The 15,986-nt window shown below is 73.3% G+C and carries 12 protein-coding genes; 8 read left to right on the forward strand and 4 right to left on the reverse strand.

The window, feature by feature from the left end:
- Positions 1-37: 37 nt before the first annotated feature.
- Both ACFVWY_RS06330 and ACFVWY_RS06335 read right to left on the reverse strand, forming a co-directional pair.
- Entirely contained in the window at positions 38-1,477 is a 1,440-nt protein-coding gene (locus ACFVWY_RS06330) for a hypothetical protein (RefSeq protein WP_389867860.1), read from the reverse strand.
- A 126-nt stretch (positions 1,478-1,603) separates the two neighbouring features.
- Positions 1,604-2,641, reverse strand: a complete 1,038-nt coding sequence (locus ACFVWY_RS06335) for a DUF3533 domain-containing protein (RefSeq protein WP_389867862.1) — start codon at positions 2,639-2,641, stop codon at positions 1,604-1,606.
- Between the two features lie 244 nt (positions 2,642-2,885).
- Here ACFVWY_RS06335 and ACFVWY_RS06340 point away from each other — a divergent pair, with 244 nt between their 5' ends.
- The 7 genes from ACFVWY_RS06340 to ACFVWY_RS06370 all read left to right on the forward strand — a co-directional run bounded on the left by ACFVWY_RS06340 (position 2,886) and on the right by ACFVWY_RS06370 (position 11,249).
- Positions 2,886-3,251: a DUF2089 domain-containing protein gene (locus ACFVWY_RS06340; RefSeq protein ID WP_389867864.1), complete on the forward strand. Its 366-nt coding sequence runs from the start codon at positions 2,886-2,888 to the stop codon at positions 3,249-3,251.
- Positions 3,251-3,508 carry a hypothetical protein gene (locus ACFVWY_RS06345; RefSeq protein ID WP_389867865.1) on the forward strand — a complete coding sequence of 86 codons (258 nt, stop codon included), beginning with the start codon at positions 3,251-3,253 and terminating at the stop codon, positions 3,506-3,508. The genes ACFVWY_RS06340 and ACFVWY_RS06345 overlap by 1 nt, the downstream gene beginning before the upstream one ends.
- 23 nt (positions 3,509-3,531) lie before the next feature.
- Positions 3,532-3,960, forward strand: a complete 429-nt coding sequence (locus ACFVWY_RS06350) for a hypothetical protein (RefSeq protein WP_389867867.1) — start codon at positions 3,532-3,534, stop codon at positions 3,958-3,960.
- A gap of 111 nt (positions 3,961-4,071) precedes the next feature.
- A complete protein-coding gene (locus ACFVWY_RS06355) occupies positions 4,072-7,527 on the forward strand; it encodes a DNA polymerase III subunit alpha (protein WP_389867868.1) in 3,456 nt (1,151 codons plus the stop codon).
- Positions 7,524-8,531 (forward strand): hypothetical protein, encoded by a 1,008-nt coding sequence (locus tag ACFVWY_RS06360; protein WP_389867870.1) that lies wholly within the window; start codon positions 7,524-7,526, stop codon positions 8,529-8,531. The genes ACFVWY_RS06355 and ACFVWY_RS06360 overlap by 4 nt, the downstream gene beginning before the upstream one ends.
- A gap of 180 nt (positions 8,532-8,711) precedes the next feature.
- Entirely contained in the window at positions 8,712-9,608 is an 897-nt protein-coding gene (locus ACFVWY_RS06365) for an esterase/lipase family protein (protein ID WP_389867872.1), read from the forward strand.
- A gap of 93 nt (positions 9,609-9,701) precedes the next feature.
- Entirely contained in the window at positions 9,702-11,249 is a 1,548-nt protein-coding gene (locus tag ACFVWY_RS06370; protein ID WP_389867873.1) for a trifunctional class I SAM-dependent methyltransferase/NUDIX hydrolase/VOC family protein, read from the forward strand.
- Positions 11,250-11,276: 27 nt separating this feature from the next.
- Here ACFVWY_RS06370 and ACFVWY_RS06375 read toward each other — a convergent pair whose 3' ends face one another.
- Together ACFVWY_RS06375 and ACFVWY_RS06380 are read right to left on the reverse strand one after the other, a co-directional pair.
- Positions 11,277-12,704 carry an amidase gene (locus ACFVWY_RS06375; protein WP_389867875.1) on the reverse strand — a complete coding sequence of 476 codons (1,428 nt, stop codon included), beginning with the start codon at positions 12,702-12,704 and terminating at the stop codon, positions 11,277-11,279.
- Between the two features lie 44 nt (positions 12,705-12,748).
- Complete coding sequence (locus tag ACFVWY_RS06380; protein WP_389868343.1) at positions 12,749-14,203, reverse strand: APC family permease; 1,455 nt, start codon at positions 14,201-14,203, stop codon at positions 12,749-12,751.
- Positions 14,204-14,557: 354 nt separating this feature from the next.
- Here ACFVWY_RS06380 and ACFVWY_RS06385 point away from each other — a divergent pair, with 354 nt between their 5' ends.
- Positions 14,558-15,949 carry an NAD(P)/FAD-dependent oxidoreductase gene (locus tag ACFVWY_RS06385; protein WP_389867877.1) on the forward strand — a complete coding sequence of 464 codons (1,392 nt, stop codon included), beginning with the start codon at positions 14,558-14,560 and terminating at the stop codon, positions 15,947-15,949.
- The last annotated feature ends 37 nt before the right edge of the window (positions 15,950-15,986 follow it).

Consider the following 15,986-nt stretch of genomic DNA (forward strand, 5'->3'; position numbering starts at 1 on the left):
GGGGTCTGGGGTGAGTGTGTGGTGTCCGGGGGCCGCGTCAGCGGAGGGCCGCGTGACGCGGGCGCGGGCGGCGGGGACCGGGGCGGCCGTACGGGGCACGGCCGGGCCCTTCGGCCAGGCCCGCCCGGTACAGCCCGTAGGTGATCCGCTGCCGCGCGGCCGCCTCCAGTTCGTCGCGCAGCTCACCGTCGCGCAGCACCGCGCCGGGGCCCAGCAGCCCTTCGACGACGGCCAGCGCACCGGCGATGTCACCGTGGTCCAGGCGTTCGCGTACGCCGGGAAGACAGTCCGGCCTGCGGTGGGCCTCGTCGATGGCCCGGAGGCAGGGCAGCGGAGTGCCGGTCAGCGCGACCAGCAGCTCCTCCCGGTGGATCTCGGCGGGGTCGTGGTCGAGCGGGGAGAGCACCCCGTCGACCAGGCCGATCCGGTGCCGGGCGCCGCGGCACTCCACGGCGCGCGGCTCCCCGGCCGGGTCGGGGGGCCGGGCGGGGCCGGAGACCGGGTGCCCCGGTACCAGGGCCGCGAGAACCAGCGGGTGCAGCCGGTCGGCCTCGATCCAGCCGGTACGGAGCAGATCGAGGTCGGGCGGCACCCAGGTCGCCGCGTCGGGCAGCACCGGAGGCGTACGGGCGCCGCCGCCCGGGGCCGGGGCGGTGCGGACGGAGGCGATCCGCGGTACGGGCGGTCCGGAGCCGTCCCGTTCCGTGACCAGTTCCAGGAGCAGCCGCCGCCGGGCTCCGAGCCGCACGGCGACCGTGCCGGCGGACCGCCCTTCGGCCCGCAGCAGGATCTCCGCCTCGGCCGCCCACCGTTCGGCGGCGCAGCGCCGCACGTCCGGCAGCGCCTCCCGTATACCGGAGGGCACCATGTCCCAGGTGCCGGAGGGCACCGCCTCCCGCTCGTCCTCCGGCACCGATTCCCGTACGTCGGCCCCGGACCGGGTCCGCAGCTCACCGGTCCGGCGCGCGTCCCAGAGATGGCGGTGCAGGTCGAGGCGGAACCGGGGGCTGGGGTGGTGGTGCGGGTGGCGGCGGGCGTCCGTACCGGGATCGGCGATGTCCCACAGCGCGAGGCTGATCCGCTGGCCGGCGTCCGCCCAGGCGGGCGGGGTCCGGACCACCAGGTGCACCGGGCGCACCGGTCCGGGCCCCTCGGTGACGTACCGGGCCAGGGAGAGCGTCAGCCCCGGACGCAGCAGTCCGCGAGGCGCGATCCTCGGCAGGTGCCAGCGGAGCAGGTCGGGCGCCAGATGGCGCAGGTCGTCCCGGAGCCGGGCGGCGAACTCCCGGCCGTGGACGCGTGCCACGGAGCGCGGGGCGAGATCGGTGTCGATGCCCGCTGCGGCGCAGGCCCCCGCCCAGTCACCGGCACGGCGGCGGGCGGTCGCGGTTTCGATCATGGAGGGCGGGACGGCGAACTCGCGCACGCGCCGCCAGAAGGACAATCGGGAATCCGTGTCCGCGTCATGAGTGCGCATCAGCACTCACCTTGCGTGGACGGATCCCCCCATCTGCTGAGGGAGTGAGTAGTCATCGCCGGGCAGCGTAGCTCCCGTTCTCCCGGCCCGCCAGCCCTTTTCGCGCGTCCTGACGGCAGGCCCGGGTCAGTCGACCGTCGAGCCGAACGGGGGGCGCTCGCCGCTGAGTTCCTCCGGGGTGCGGCGCATGGCGGTCAGAAGGGTGATGACCGTGCCCACCACCGCCCACGCGGACAGCACCAGCAGCGGGCCGGTGACCGCGTTGCCCCGGAAGTAGGCGATCGAGCGGGCGACCCAGGTGCCCGCCCCGGGCGGCAGCGCCGGACCGATCGCCCGCCAGAAGTCCGGGATCATCGGCAGCGAGTAGGCGCCACCGGCACTCGGGTTGCCCGCGATCACCACGACCAGGACGGCCAGGCCGATGCCGACGATGCCGGTGAGGGCCTGGAGCGCGAGGGTGATCATGCCGACCGCGAAGACGGTCAGCGCGCCCAGGCCCGACAGCCCCCAGAAGCTTCCGGGCAGGGCGCCGAGGACCGGCCCGATGATGATCGCGCCGCCGATTCCGCCCAGGATCGAGTACAGCGCCATGACGCCCGTACGGATCACCGCGCGCCGCCGGTTGGCGGGCTTGGAGCCCGCGCTGATCGCCAGGATCGAGGCGCAGAGGTAGCCGCCCACGCACCAGCCCACCACCAGGTAGAACGACGAGATCCCGTTGAAGTCCTGCGGGGAGGCCGGGGCCACGTCCACGGTCCGCACGGTGCGCTGACGGCCCAGTTCGGCCTCGGTGATGATCTTCGTCAGGGCGGTGGACAGCGAGGCGCCGCCGCCGGAGGCGACCAGCAGGGTGTCGGTGGTGCCCCGGGGACTGACGATCAGGGCGCCGTCGATCTCGCGGTCGAGGATCTGGGCGCGGGCCTCGGCCGCGTCGGTGACCTCGCGGGGGTCCAGCGGGCCGCCGGGGAGCGCCTTCAGGTCGGCGACGAGCCGGGCGGACACCTGCCGGGGGGCGACGACGCCGAAGGGCACGTCCGTCGGCTTCGGATGGTGCAGGGCGCCGACGTAGGAGGCGATGAACAGCAACTGCAGTCCGAGCACACCGATGACGAGCAGCGCGGCCCGTGGAGTGACGGCGTTCTTCACCTCGGCAGCGAAAGTCATGTCCCCACGCTCGGTGGCTTCGGCCGTCCGTGCAGGCGGGACGGGGCCGAACGGCTGAGCGCCCCCGCCCGCCCGTGTGCGGGGGAGCCGTGGCCGCCCGTTCCGGCGTCTGCGGGGGGAATCGTCAGGACCTTGGATAATTAAGGTCGAGCTTGAGAAAATTAAGTTCTAGTAGTTGTGGATTGAAAAAACTCAAGATACAAAGGAGTGGTAGGCGCGTCGCCGAGGTGTGAAGGAGTCGAGGGTGGACTGGCAGGAGCTGACGGACCTGACACAGGGGCGGCCGTTCGTGGTCGAACGGGTCCGCCTCGTCGGCAACGACATCGCGGTCGAGGGGCGGTTCGAGCCGCCGCAGCTGGCCCAGCTCGGTATCGACGACCAGGTGTTCGTCGCCGCGTTCGTCCGGGCGCACGGTTCGATCAAGGAGATGGAGCGGATCTTCGGAGTGAGTTATCCGACGGTCAAGTCCCGGCTGAACCGGATCGCCGGGCAGCTCGACTTCGTTGACACCGACCCGGCGCCCACGGGCGCCGCCGATGTCGTCGACCGCCTGCGGCGTGGGGAGATCACCGCCCAGGAGGCGCTGGACGAGCTGGAGCGGTCCCGGTGATGCCGCAGCTGGTGACGGTGGGCCTTCACCGTCCCGGTGGCCGCCGCCGACGGCTCCACGTCCCCGTCCTGCCGGTGGTGCTGCTGCTGGCGCCGCTGCTGCTCCTCGCCGCGCCGGCCGCGCTGGTCGCCTGCCTCGCCCTCCGGGTGAGCCCGGTGGGGGCGCTGTGCGGTGCCGGGCTGCTGCTGTGGGCACTGCCCGGCACCCGCTTCGAGATCGAGCACGACCGTACGGCCGTGCTGGTGAGCATCAGATGACCTGGAAGAGCGAAGGAGCAGTCATGGATGAACAACGCCGTCAGATCCTGCGGATGCTGGCCGAGGGCAAGGTCACCGCGGACGAGGCCGAGCGGCTGATCGACGCCCTCGAACGGGAACAGCCCCGGGAGCGCCCGGCGGCGCCCCGCCCCGGGGCCCGGCGCACGTACCTGCGTGTGATGGTCGTGGACACGACGGACGTCACCGGTGACGGAACGAGCCGGGTCGACATCCGGGTGCCGCTCCAGCTGCTGCGCGCCGGGGTCCGGCTCACGAGCCTGCTCCCGCCGAAGGCGGTCACCCGGGTCAACGAGGAGCTGCGCAGGTCGGGCGTGCCGGTCGACCTCGCCGACCTCAAGCCGCAGCATCTCGAAGAGCTCATCGACCAGCTCGACGAGGTCAGCGTGGATGTCGACGACCCCGAAGCCAAGGTGCGGGTGTTCTGCGAGTGACGTGCGCTCCGGCCGCCGCCTCAGGGGCCGCCCGGTTATCGTACGAGTGTTCGAAACTTGGTTTATGGTGGAGAGCGAGGGGGTGAGTACGGATCGGTTCAGGAGGTGCGGATGCCAGGGTTCACGCATCTGCGTGCCGCTTCCGGGTTCTCCCTGCGGTACGGGGCCTCGCACCCGGAGCGGCTGGCGGAGCGCGCCGCCGAGCGGGGGATGGACGCCCTCGCGCTGACCGACCGGGACACGCTCGCGGGCGCGGTCCGCTTCGCCAGGGCCTGCGGGAGGGCCGGGGTGCGGCCGCTCTTCGGGGTGGAGCTCGCGGTGGGGGCTGTGACGGACCGCACCGGAGAGGACGCCGCCGGGGACCGGCGGACACGCACCCCGGTCCTCGGCGGCGCCTTCGTCCAGGAATCCGCCCCCCGGGCCGCCTTCCTGGCCCGGGACGGTGCCCGGGGCTGGGCGGAGCTGTGCCGGCTGGTCACCGCCGCCCACGCCCGCGGCGGCGGGCAGCCGCTGGTCGACCGGTCCGAACTGCCCGCCGAAGGGCTCGTCGTCCTGCTCGGCCCCGCCTCCGACGTGGGCCGGGCGCTGGCCGCCGGGCGCCCGGACCGGGCCGCCGCCCTGCTCGCCCGATGGCGGGAGATCTACGGCGACGACCTGCGCCTCGAAGCGGTCCACCACGGCCGCGAGGGCACCGGTCCCGGCTCGCTGCGGCTCGCCGCCCGTACCGTCGGCCTCGCCGCCGAACAAGGGGTACGGGCCGTGCTGACCAACGCCGTCCGGTACGCCGACGCCGGGCAGGGCCCGGTGGCCGATGTGCTGGACGCGGCCCGGCGGCTGGTCCCCGTCGATCCCCGCCGTGCCCCGCTCGACAGCGGGGAGCGGTGGCTGAAGGACCCCGGCGCGATGGCCGGTGCCGCCGAGCGGATCACCGGGGCCGCCGGTCTCGGCCGGGACGCCGCGGCCCGGCTGCTCGCGGAGACCCGGCGTACCGCCGAAGCCTGCGTCGTCGACCCCCGGGGGGACCTCGGCCTCGGCACCGTCCACTTCCCCGAACCGGAGCTCGTCGGCGCGGGACGGCGCACCGCCCAGCGGGTGCTGGCCTCCCGCGCCGCGGCCGGCATGGTGCTGCGCGGCTACGACCGCAGGCCCGGCTACTGGGAGCGGATGCGCCAGGAGCTGGACGTCATCGCGTACCACGGCTTCGCCTCCTACTTCCTGACGGTCGCCCAGGTGGTGGACGACACAAGGGATCTGGGGATACGGGTCGCCGCCCGGGGCTCCGGGGCGGGCTCCCTGGTCAACCATCTGCTCGGGATCGCGCACGCCGACCCGGTCGAGCACCGGCTGCTGATGGAGCGCTTCCTCTCCCGGCGCCGCTTCGTGCTGCCCGACATCGACATCGACGTGGAGTCGGCCCGCAGGCTCGACGTCTACCGCGCGGTCATCGGACGCTTCGGCACCGAACGGGTCGCGACCGTCGCCATGCCCGAGACCTACCGGGTCCGCCACGCCATCCGGGACGTGGGCGCCGCGCTCTCCATGGACCCGGCCGAGACCGCCCGGCTCGCCAGGGCGTTCCCGCACATCCGGGCCCGCGACGCCCGCGCGGCCATGGCGGAACTGCCCGAACTGCGCGCGGTGGCAAGGGAGAAGGGCCGGTACGGGCGGCTCTGGGAGCTGGTGGAGGCGCTGGACGGACTGCCGCGCGGCATCGCCATGCACCCGTGCGGGGTGCTCCTCTCGGACGCCTCGCTGCCGCGCCGCGCCCCCACCGTGCCCACCAGTGGCGAGGGCTTCCCGATGGCGCAGTTCGACAAGGAGGACGTGGAGGAGCTGGGGCTGCTCAAGCTCGATGTGCTGGGCGTGCGGATGCAGTCGGCGATGGCGCACGCGGTCGCCGAGATCAGCCGGGCCTCGGGGCGGAAGGTGGACCTGGACGCCGTGCCGCCGGGCGACCCCGAGACCTACCGGCTGATCAGGAGCGCCGAGACGCTGGGCTGCTTCCAGATCGAGTCGCCGGGCCAGCGCGACCTGATCGGCAGACTCCAGCCGTCCGGCTTCCACGACCTGGTGGTCGACATCTCGCTGTTCCGCCCCGGGCCGGTCGCCGCCGACATGGTGCGGCCGTTCATCGAGGCCCGGCACGGCCGTGCGCCCGTGCGCTACCCGCATCCCGACCTGGAGGCACCGCTGCGCGAGACGTACGGCGTGGTCGTCTTCCACGAGCAGGTCATCGAGATGGTCGACCTCATGACCGGCTGTGGCCGGGACGAGGCCGACCGGGTGCGGCGCGGGCTCTCCGACCCGCAGTCGCAGGGCCGCATCGAGGTGTGGTTCGCGCGGCGGGCCATGGAGCGCGGGTACGGGGCCGAGGTGACCGCCCGGACCTGGGAGATCATCGAGGCCTTCGGCAGCTACGGCTTCTGCAAGGCGCACGCGGTCGCCTTCGCCGTACCGACGTACCAGTCGGCCTGGCTCAAGGCGCACCACCCGGCGGCCTTCTACGCCGGACTGCTCACCCACGACCCCGGGATGTACCCGAAGCGGCTGCTGCTCGCGGATGCCCGGCGGCGCGGGGTGCCGGTGCTGGGACTGGACGTGAACCGGTCGGCGGCCACCCATCGAATCGAACTGGTGTCTGAAAGTGGGGGCGGGCAAGACCTCTGGGGCGTGCGGCTCGCGCTCTTGGACGTCCACGGCCTCGGCGCGGCCGAGGCCGCCCGGATCGAGGCCGGGCAGCCCTACGCCTCGCTGCTGGACTTCTGGCAGCGGGCCAGGCCGGGCCGGGCGGCCGCCGAACGGCTGGCCCGGGTGGGCGCGCTGGACGCGTTCGGTGCCAACCGGCGCGATCTGCTGCTGCACCTGTCCGAACTGCACCGCGCCCAGCGGGGCACCGGCTCCGGTGCCCAGCTCCCGCTCGGCGGAGGGCACCGGACCGGCTCCGCCGGGCTGCCCGACCTCGATGACACCGAACGGCTCAGCGCCGAGCTGGGCACCCTGAGCATGGATGTCTCCCGCCATCTGATGGACGACCACCACGCCTTCCTGGAGGAGCTCGGCACGGTCTTCGCCAAGCGGCTGGGCGAGGCGCGGCACGGCGACACCGTGCTGGTCGCGGGGGCCAAGGCGGCGACCCAGACCCCTCCGGTCCGCTCCGGCCGCCGGGTCGTCTTCACCACCCTGGACGACGGCACGGGCCTGGTCGACCTGGCCTTCTTCGACGACAGCCACGCCGCCTGCGCGTACACCGTCTTCCACTCCTGGCTGCTGCTGGTGCGCGGGGTGGTGCAGCGGCGCGGGCCGCGCAGTCTGAGCGTGGTCGGCTCGGCCGCCTGGAACCTCGCGGAACTGGCCGAGCTGCGCCGCACCGGCGGACTCGACGCGGTCGCGGACCGGCTGGCGGCGAAGCCTCCGCGGGAGGACGGGACCGCGAGCGGTGACAACGGCCGCCGCATCCAGCTGCCGACGGGGTACGAACTGAACCCCTGGTCCGACCTCCAGCCGCCCGGCGAGGGCGCCGCGACCGGCCGGAAGCTGTGGCACCGGAGCCCGGGGAGCGCGGGATGAACACCGTGCCCCCGGTGCCGGGCATCCTGTACCTGCGGTTCCACGGGACCGGCGGCGGCCCCCCGGACAGCGCCGCCTACGAAGGGCTGCTCGCCCTGCTCGGCGCGCTCACCCCGGTGGTCGAGGCCGCCCCGCCCGACGCGGCGCTCGCCGATGTGCGCGGCGCGCTGCGCTACTTCGGGCGGGACGTGACGGGGCTGGCCGCGCTGATCCGGGTCCGCGCGCTCGCCCTGCACGGGACGGACTGCGCGATCGGGGCGGCCCAGAACCCGATGCTGGCCAGAACGGCGGCCCGGCGGGCCGCACCCGGGACGACCCTCGTGGTGCCCGGGGGCGGGGGAGCGGACTTCCTCGCGGACCGGCCCGCCGCGGAGCTGGAGGGGGTCGGCCCGGCCACGGCCCGCACCCTGTGCGGGTACGGCCTCGACTCCGTCGGCCGGATCGCGGCGGCCCCGCTCGGCACCCTCCAGCGGATCACCGGCGTACGGACCGGACGCGAACTGTGGGAGCGGGCGCACGGCATCGACCGCACCACGGTCGCCCCGGGCGCCGCCCCCCGGTCGGTCGCCGCCGAACGGTCCTTCCCCCGCGACGAGCTGGACCGCGGACGCCAGCGCCGCGCACTCGTCTCGCTCACCGAGGAACTGGGGGCCAGGATGCGCGCCGACGGGCAGGTCTGCCGCGGCCTCGCGGTCTCCGTACGGTACGCGGGCCGCACCGGATACGCGACGCTGACCCGCAGCCGCACGCTCCCGGAACCCACCGCCCACTCCGCGGCACTCACCGCGCTCGCCTACCGCATCCACGACTCGTTCGCCCTGCAGCGGGCCCGGGTCCGGGGGATCGGGCTGCGCGCCGAAGGACTGACGGACCGCCAGAAGGCCACGCTCCAGCTGTCCTTCGACCCGGCGGACGAACGGGCGCGCCGGATCGAGGCGGTGGCGGACCGGCTGCGTGCCAGGTACGGCCCCCGGGCCGTGATGCCGGGGCGGCTCGCGGCCTGACCGCTCCGCCGTCCGCGCGGTGGGCGGACCGCATTTTTTACTGACGTGTAACTTCCCACGTCACCCTACTCACGCGTAATTTGGCCCGGAAGCACCGAAGAACCAGCAGTCAGAACTTGTGGTCCGGGCCGCAGGGTGCACAGACATCGCCACTCCCTTGAGCCGCAAGGAGACCACACGATGCTGCCCTGGAAACGTGCGCCGCGCACCCCCCGTACGCGAAGGACCCTCGCCGCGCTGCTCCTCGCCGCAGCCGTGGCCGCCACCCCCACGGCCGCCGCGGCAACCCCCACCGCCGCCACCCCCACGGCCGCCCCCTCCCGCGGCTGGAACGACTACTCCTGCAAGCCCTCCGCGGCCCACCCCCGCCCCGTCGTCCTGGTCCACGGCACCTTCGGGAACTCGATCGACAACTGGCTGGTCCTCGCCCCCTACCTCGTCAACCGGGGCTACTGCGTCTTCTCGCTGGACTACGGGCAACTGCCCGGCGTACCGCTCTTCAACGGCCTGGGCCCCATCGACAAGTCGGCCGGACAGCTCTCCGTCTTCGTCGACGAGGTGCTCACCGCCACCGGTGCGGGCAAGGCGGACCTGGTGGGCCACTCGCAGGGCGGCATGATGCCGCACTACTACCTGAAGTTCCTCGGCGGGGCCGCCAAGGTGAACGCCCTGGTCGGGCTCGCCCCCGACAACCACGGCACCACCCTGCTCGGCCTGACGAAGCTGCTCCCGTACTTCCCCGGTGCCGAGGACCTGCTGAACGCCCACACCCCCGGCCTCGCCGACCAGGTGGCGGGCTCCCCGTTCCTCACCAGGCTCAACTCGCTGCCCGACACCGTGTCCCCAGTGCGCTACACCGTCATCGCGACCCGGTACGACGAAGTCGTGACCCCGTACCGCACGCAGTTCCTGGACGGACCCGGCGTGCGCAACGTCCTGCTCCAGGACCTCTGCCCGGTCGACCTCTCCGAGCACGTCGCGATCGGCACCGTCGACCGGATCGCCTACCACGAAGTGGCCAACGCCCTGGATCCGGCGCACGCCACCCCTACCACCTGCGCCTCCGCTGTCGGATAGCGGCAACACCGGTGCAGGGGACGAGGATTCCTCGCACCGGCGTACGCCGCACCGGGGGGAGCGGCGGACGGTGACGGCTGGCACGATCGGGGTATGACGACCATCGACTGGGACTCCGCGGCCGACTCCTTCGACGAGGAACCCGACCACGGGCTGCTCGACCCGGTGGTCCGGCACGCCTGGGCGAGGCGGCTGGAGAACTGGCTGCCCGGCGGCCGTTCCGACGTGCTCGACCTGGGGTGCGGCACCGGGAGCCTGTCCCTGCTCGCCACGGACCAGGGCCACCGGGTCACCGCCGTCGACCGCTCCCCGCGGATGGTGGAACTGGCGAGGGCCAAGCTCGCCGGTACGGACACCTCGGTGCACGTCGGCGACGCGGCCCGGCCCCCCGTCGGCAGTCAGCGGTTCGACGTGATCATCGTCAGACATGTGATGTGGCTGCTGCCCGACCCCGTGGCGTCCCTGCGCCACTGGTTCGGCCTGCTGCGGCCGGGCGGGCGGCTGATCCTGATCGAAGGCGTCTGGGGCGGCGTAGGTCTCTCCGCCCAGCGGCTCACCACACTGCTCTCGGTCTGCACCGAACGCGTCCACCACGAGCCGCTCTCCGGCGATCCGCAGCTGTGGGGCAAGCGGATCGACGACGAGCGCTACGCCCTGGTCGCCCGCGCCCAGCCGCCGCACCGGCACACCGAGGTCGTCGACGTCCACCTGATCCTGCGCCGCGGCTCCGAGGTCCTGCTCGCCCGTCGCGCCGGTACGGGGTACGCGGACGGGCTGCTCCATGCCCCGTCCGGACACGTCGAGGACGGCGAGGACGTCCGTGAGGCGGTGATCCGGGAGGCCGCGGAGGAGATCGGGGTCGAACTCGGGCCGGAGGAGCTGCGGGTCGCCCTGGTCATGCAGCACCGGGGCCCCGGCGGCGCGCCCCGGACCGGCTGGTTCTTCGAGGCGGAGTACGACCCGGCCCGCGAACCGTACAACCGCGAGCCGGACAAGTGCTCCGAGCTCGGCTGGTTCGGGCTGCACGCCCTCCCGGACGACATGGTCGCCTACTGCAGGGCGGGACTCGACGGCTACCGGGCGGGCGAGCACTTCCTGATCCACTGGCACGAGGACGGCGACCCCGTGGCGTACCGGCCGCACGGTGTCCGCCGGGCCGTCCCGCTGCCGGCCGGCGGCGCGGGCACCGGCGCGGTGCACCACATCGAGCTGTGGGTGCCCGATCTGGCGGCGGCCGAGCGGAGCTGGGGCTGGCTCCTCGGTGAGCTGGGCCATGTCCCGTACCAGCGCTGGGAGCACGGGCGGAGCTGGCGGCGCGGCGAGAGCTATGTGGTGGTCGAGCAGTCACCCGACCTGGCACCCGGCCCGCACGACCGCCACCGCCCCGGCCTCAACCACCTCGCGTTCCACGTCCGCGACCGGTCCGCCCTCGACGCGCTGGTGGCCGGGGCCCCGGAGCACGGCTGGCGGCCGCTCTTCGCGGACCGCTACCCGCACGCGGGCGGCGAGGAGCACACCGCCGCCTATCTGGAGGACGCCGCCGGGTACGAGGTCGAGCTGGTCGCCGGGGGCCGCCGCTCCCGCCCGTCCCCCGGGGAACCGGCACCGTACGCCGATGTGTGGGCCAGGCGCCGGGACTGAACGAGGCCGGTCCCGGCGTCCGCCGCCTCAGAGGACCGGGACGCTGTTCCAGGGCCGGGCGGCCTCGACGGCCCGCGCGACACGGAACACCGTGGTGTCGTCGTAGGTGCGTCCGACGATCTGCACCCCCGTCGGCACACCGGTGGAGGCGACACCGGACGGCACGCTCAGCACCGGGCAGCGGCTGGCGATGTTGAACGGCGTGGTCATCGCCGACTCCAGGTAGAAGTCCAGCTCGACGCCGTTGACCACGACCTTCGTCGAGAGGTGGTCGTCGTCCGCCGCGAGCGAGGGCACGGCCGTCGTCGGGCACAGCAGCACGTCGTAGCGGTCCAGCAGCACACCGAGCGTGGTCTGCACCCCGGCTTCGAGCTCAAGTCCCTTCAGGAAGCTTCCCGGTTCGCTGACGGCCTCGGCGGCACGCCGGGCGAAGTCGAGCGCGTACGTGGTGAGGAGCTCGCCGTGCTCGGCGGCGACGGAGGAGACGTACGGACCGAAGACCGAGCCGAAGTGGATCATCGCGGCCCGCATCACGTCCGCCCGCATCAGGGGGACCTCCACCTCCTCGACGACGGCACCGGCGGCGCGCAACGCCTCCGCGACCGCACGGGTGTTGGCCTCGACCTCGGGATCGACCGGCCAGTCCCCGAGGGTGACCGAGAGCGCCACGCGCAGGCCCTCGGCTCCCTCGAACCGCTCGGGCAGGACGAACCGGGGCCGCAGCGAGACGGCGTCCAGCGGGTGGGGCCCCGCGATGACGTTCTCCAGCAGCGCGCAGTCCGCCACGGTGCGCGCCATCGGGCCGTCGTGGCAGTACGTGTCGAGGTTGAAGGGCGGCATGGCGGGCACCCGCCCGTACGGCGGCTTGTAGCCGACCGTGCCCGTGTACGACGCGGGGATGCGGATCGACCCGCCGATGTCGGAACCGGTGGCGAGGGTCGTCTCACCCGCCGCGAGCGCGGCGCCCGCACCGCCCGAGGAGCCGCCCGGGGTGAAGTCCGTGTTCCACGGGTTGCGGGTGACACCCCACAGCCGTGACTGGGTGTAGCCCGCGCAGCTGAACTCCGGCGTGGTGGTCCGGGCGTGCACGATGCCCCCGGCGGCCTGGATCCGCTCGATCACCGGGTGCGTCTCCTCGGCGACCTCCTCCCGGAAGGCCAGCGAACCGTCCGTGCTGAGGCGGCCCGCGATCGGCTGCTCCTCCTTCGTCGCGACGGCGAGACCCTCCAGCGGGCGGGGCGCGCCGCCCTTGCCCCCGTACCGGGCCTCGGCCTCGCGGGCGGCGGCGAGCGCCTCCTCGAAGGTCCGCTCGGCCAGGGCGTTGATCTTCGGCTCGACGGCCTCCGCCCGCGCGATGACCGCGCTCATCAGCTCGACGGGGGAGAGGGAGCGGTCACGGAAGCGGCGCAGGGCCTCGGTGGCGGGGAGGTAGGCGAGATCGGTGAGGTCGGTCATGAGGGGTCCTTCGCGGATCTTCAGGGGGAGGAGACGGAACGGTGTCAGGAGGCGGAGCCCGCCCCGCTCGCCGGAACGAGGGGGGCAGGGGCGGCCACGAAGTACGGCGACCGGTGGTGCCAGCGGGCCCACGCGGCGGCCACCAGCCCGGAGCCGATCATCAGGACCGGGACGAGCAGCGCGAACCAGCCGTTGTCGGCGGAGACCTCGAAGTGGTCGGTGGACCGGTAGAAGGTCCAGGCGAGGTAGCCGCCGGTGGCGAGCAGCGCGAGCGCGCCCAGCACCGGACCGACGACGGCGCGCAGGGACTCCAGCGGCGAGGTGCGCAGCAGATGGCGGAAGCGCACCGCGGCGGCCGTGGCGGTGAGGGCGTAGTACAGGGCGACGACGATGCCGATCGCGTTGACGGAGGCGAAGATCAGATCGTTGACCGTGGGGATGAACAGCGCCAGCGCGGCGAGGGCCAGGGCGATCGCGGTGATCAGCAGGGTGCCGGCGGCGGGTGTGCCGTGCTTGGGGTGCAGCCGCGTCCAGACGGGGCCGAGCACACCGTCGCGGCCCATCGCGTACATCCCCCGGGCGGTCGGGATGACCGAGGCCTGGAGCGACGCCACCGCGGAGAACATGAGGGCGATGAGCGGGAGGGCGGCCAGCGGCTGCTCGGCGAGCTTCGTACCGAAGTAGGCCAGACCCTGCGCGCCGTTGTCGGCCAGTTCGTCCAGCGGCAGGACCCGCTGGAAGGCGGTGCCCGCGAGCAGGAAGAGGAGCAGCATGACGGTCAGCGCGATGAATCCGCCGCGCGAGGCGTCCCGCGGGTCGCTGACCTCCTCACCGATGCTGAAGACCGACTCGAAGCCCCAGTAGCAGAAGACGGCGAGCACCATGCCCTGGGCGAGGGCCGCGGCCGAGGGGATGTCGAAGGGGTTGAACCACTGGAGCGAGAAGGGCTGGTCACCGGCGAACAGGCCGTAGCCGCAGAAGGCGAGCAGCACGCCGTACTCGAAGATCAGCAGGTACTTCTGGAGCCGCGCCGCGAGGTCCAGTCCGCGTACGGCGACCAGCGCGGCGGCGATCAGGACGGCCATGCCGAGCAGAGTGGACTGGAGGGTGGAGTCCGGGTCGAGGGCCAGGCCCCCGACGCTGTGCAGCTTGGCCTGGCCGAGCAGCTGGATGATCGCCGAGCCGGTCACCGTGGTGGTGTAGGCCATGAACACGATGGTGCCGACGACGTTGACCCAGCCGACCAGGAAGCCCAGCCAGGGGCTGAAGATCTGGCCGACCCACTTGTAGCCGCTGCCCGCGTTCGGCTCGGCGCGGTTGAGCCTCCCGTAGCCGCCCGCGATGCCGAGCACGGGCAGGAAGGCGAGCAGCATGATCGCCGGGAGGTGGAGGCCGACGACGGCCGCCATCAGGCCGAGGCCGATGCCGATGCTGCTCGTGGCCGCGGTGCTCGACGCCGCGAGGACGATGCCCTCGACGACGCCGATGGACTTGCGCATGGCCGCCCGGGGGACCTGGCCGCCAGGGTCTGGCGTGGTGCTCGCGTTCTTCACTGGTACCGCCAACGATCGTCGCCTTGCTCGGGAGAGGGCTCGGGGAAGAGAGCCAGGGGAGGGCCCGGGGGAGGGAGCCCAAAGGAGGAGAGGGGGCCGAAAGAGCCCGGCTGGCACGCCATGAAACTCCCGTCCCCACTACACGTCAATGGTGTTGTCGTAAGGTCCGCAGGGTGAACGCGCAGGTGGACCACGGAGCGGACGCCTTACGTCAACAGCGTTGACATCGGGTCGGGGCAGGGTTCTGATGGCGGCAGCGACCGATAAGGCTCGCTTCCTGCACCACCCGAGGAGTCCTCCATGGATGCCGTCCGTGCCCTTCGGGACGTCAGTCCCACCCCCTTCTGGCTGGACGACCCCGGTCGTCCGGAGGCCACTTCGGCCCTGGTCGGCAACGTCCGGTGCGATCTGCTCGTGGTGGGCGGCGGCTACAGCGGCCTGTGGACCGCGCTGATCGCCAAGGAGCGCGACCCCTCGTGCGACGTCGTTCTCGTCGAGGGCGAGGAGATCGGCTGGGCCGCGTCCGGCCGCAACGGCGGATTCTGCGAATCCAGCCTCACCCACGGCCTGGGCAACGGTTTCGAGCGCTGGCCCGACGAGCTCGCCAGGCTGGAACGGCTCGGCGAGACGAACCTCCAGGAGATGGAGGACGCCATCGGGCGCCACGGCATCGACTGCGACTGGGAGCGCACCGGAGCCCTCGACGTGGCCACCGAGCCGCACCATCTGGCGGAGCTGCGTGAACTGGCGGAACTCTCCGCCCGGTACGGGGCCGAGCGGACTCTGCTCGACGCCGACGAGACCCGCGCCGAGATCAGCTCACCGACCTTCCTCGGCGCGCTGCGGGACGACAGCACGGCGATGCTCAACCCCGCCCGCCTCGCCTGGGGGCTCAAGCGGGCCTGCCTCGGCCTCGGCGTACGCGTGCACGAGCGCACCCGGGCGGTCTCCGTCGAGGAGAGCGGGGCGGGTATCAGCGTGCGCACCCCCTACGGCAGCGTCCTCGCCGGCCGGGTCGCCCTCGCGACCAACGCCTTTCCCTCACTGCTCAAGCGCCACCGGCTCTACACCGTCCCGGTGTACGACTACGCGCTGATGACACAGCCGCTGACGGCCGGGCAGCTCGCCTCCGTCGGCTGGCGCAGCCGCCGCGGATTCTCCGACGCCGCCAACCAGTTCCACTACGTGCGGCTCTCCGCCGACAACCGCATCCTGTGGGGCGGCTACGACACCCTGTACCACTTCCGGGGCAAGGTGCGCGCGGAGCACGACCAGCGGCCGGAGACCTTCGCCACCCTGGCCCGGCACTTCTTCCGGACCTTCCCGCAGCTGGAGGACCTGCGCTTCACCCATGCCTGGGGCGGCGCGATCGACACCTGCACCCGCTTCTCCGCCTTCTTCGACACCACGCACCGGGGCCGGGTCGCCTACGCGGCCGGGTACACCGGCCTCGGGGTGGGCGCGACCCGCTTCGGGGCGGAGGTGATGCTCGACCTGCTGGCGGGCGCGAGCACCGAGCGGACCCGGCTGGAGATGGTGCGCCGCAAGCCCCTTCCGTTCCCGCCGGAACCGGCCCGATGGGCGGGCATCCAGGCCACGCGGTGGTCCCTGGCCCGTGCCGACCGGCAGGCCGGCCGCCGCAACCTCTGGCTCAAGGGGCTCGACCGGCTCGGCCTCGGATTCGGCAGCTGACGCACCGCCGGCCGTCCGTCCCGGTTCCTGCGGAGGC

The organism is Streptomyces sp. NPDC058195, assembly GCF_042883525.1.
Taxonomy (GTDB): domain Bacteria; phylum Actinomycetota; class Actinomycetes; order Streptomycetales; family Streptomycetaceae; genus Streptomyces.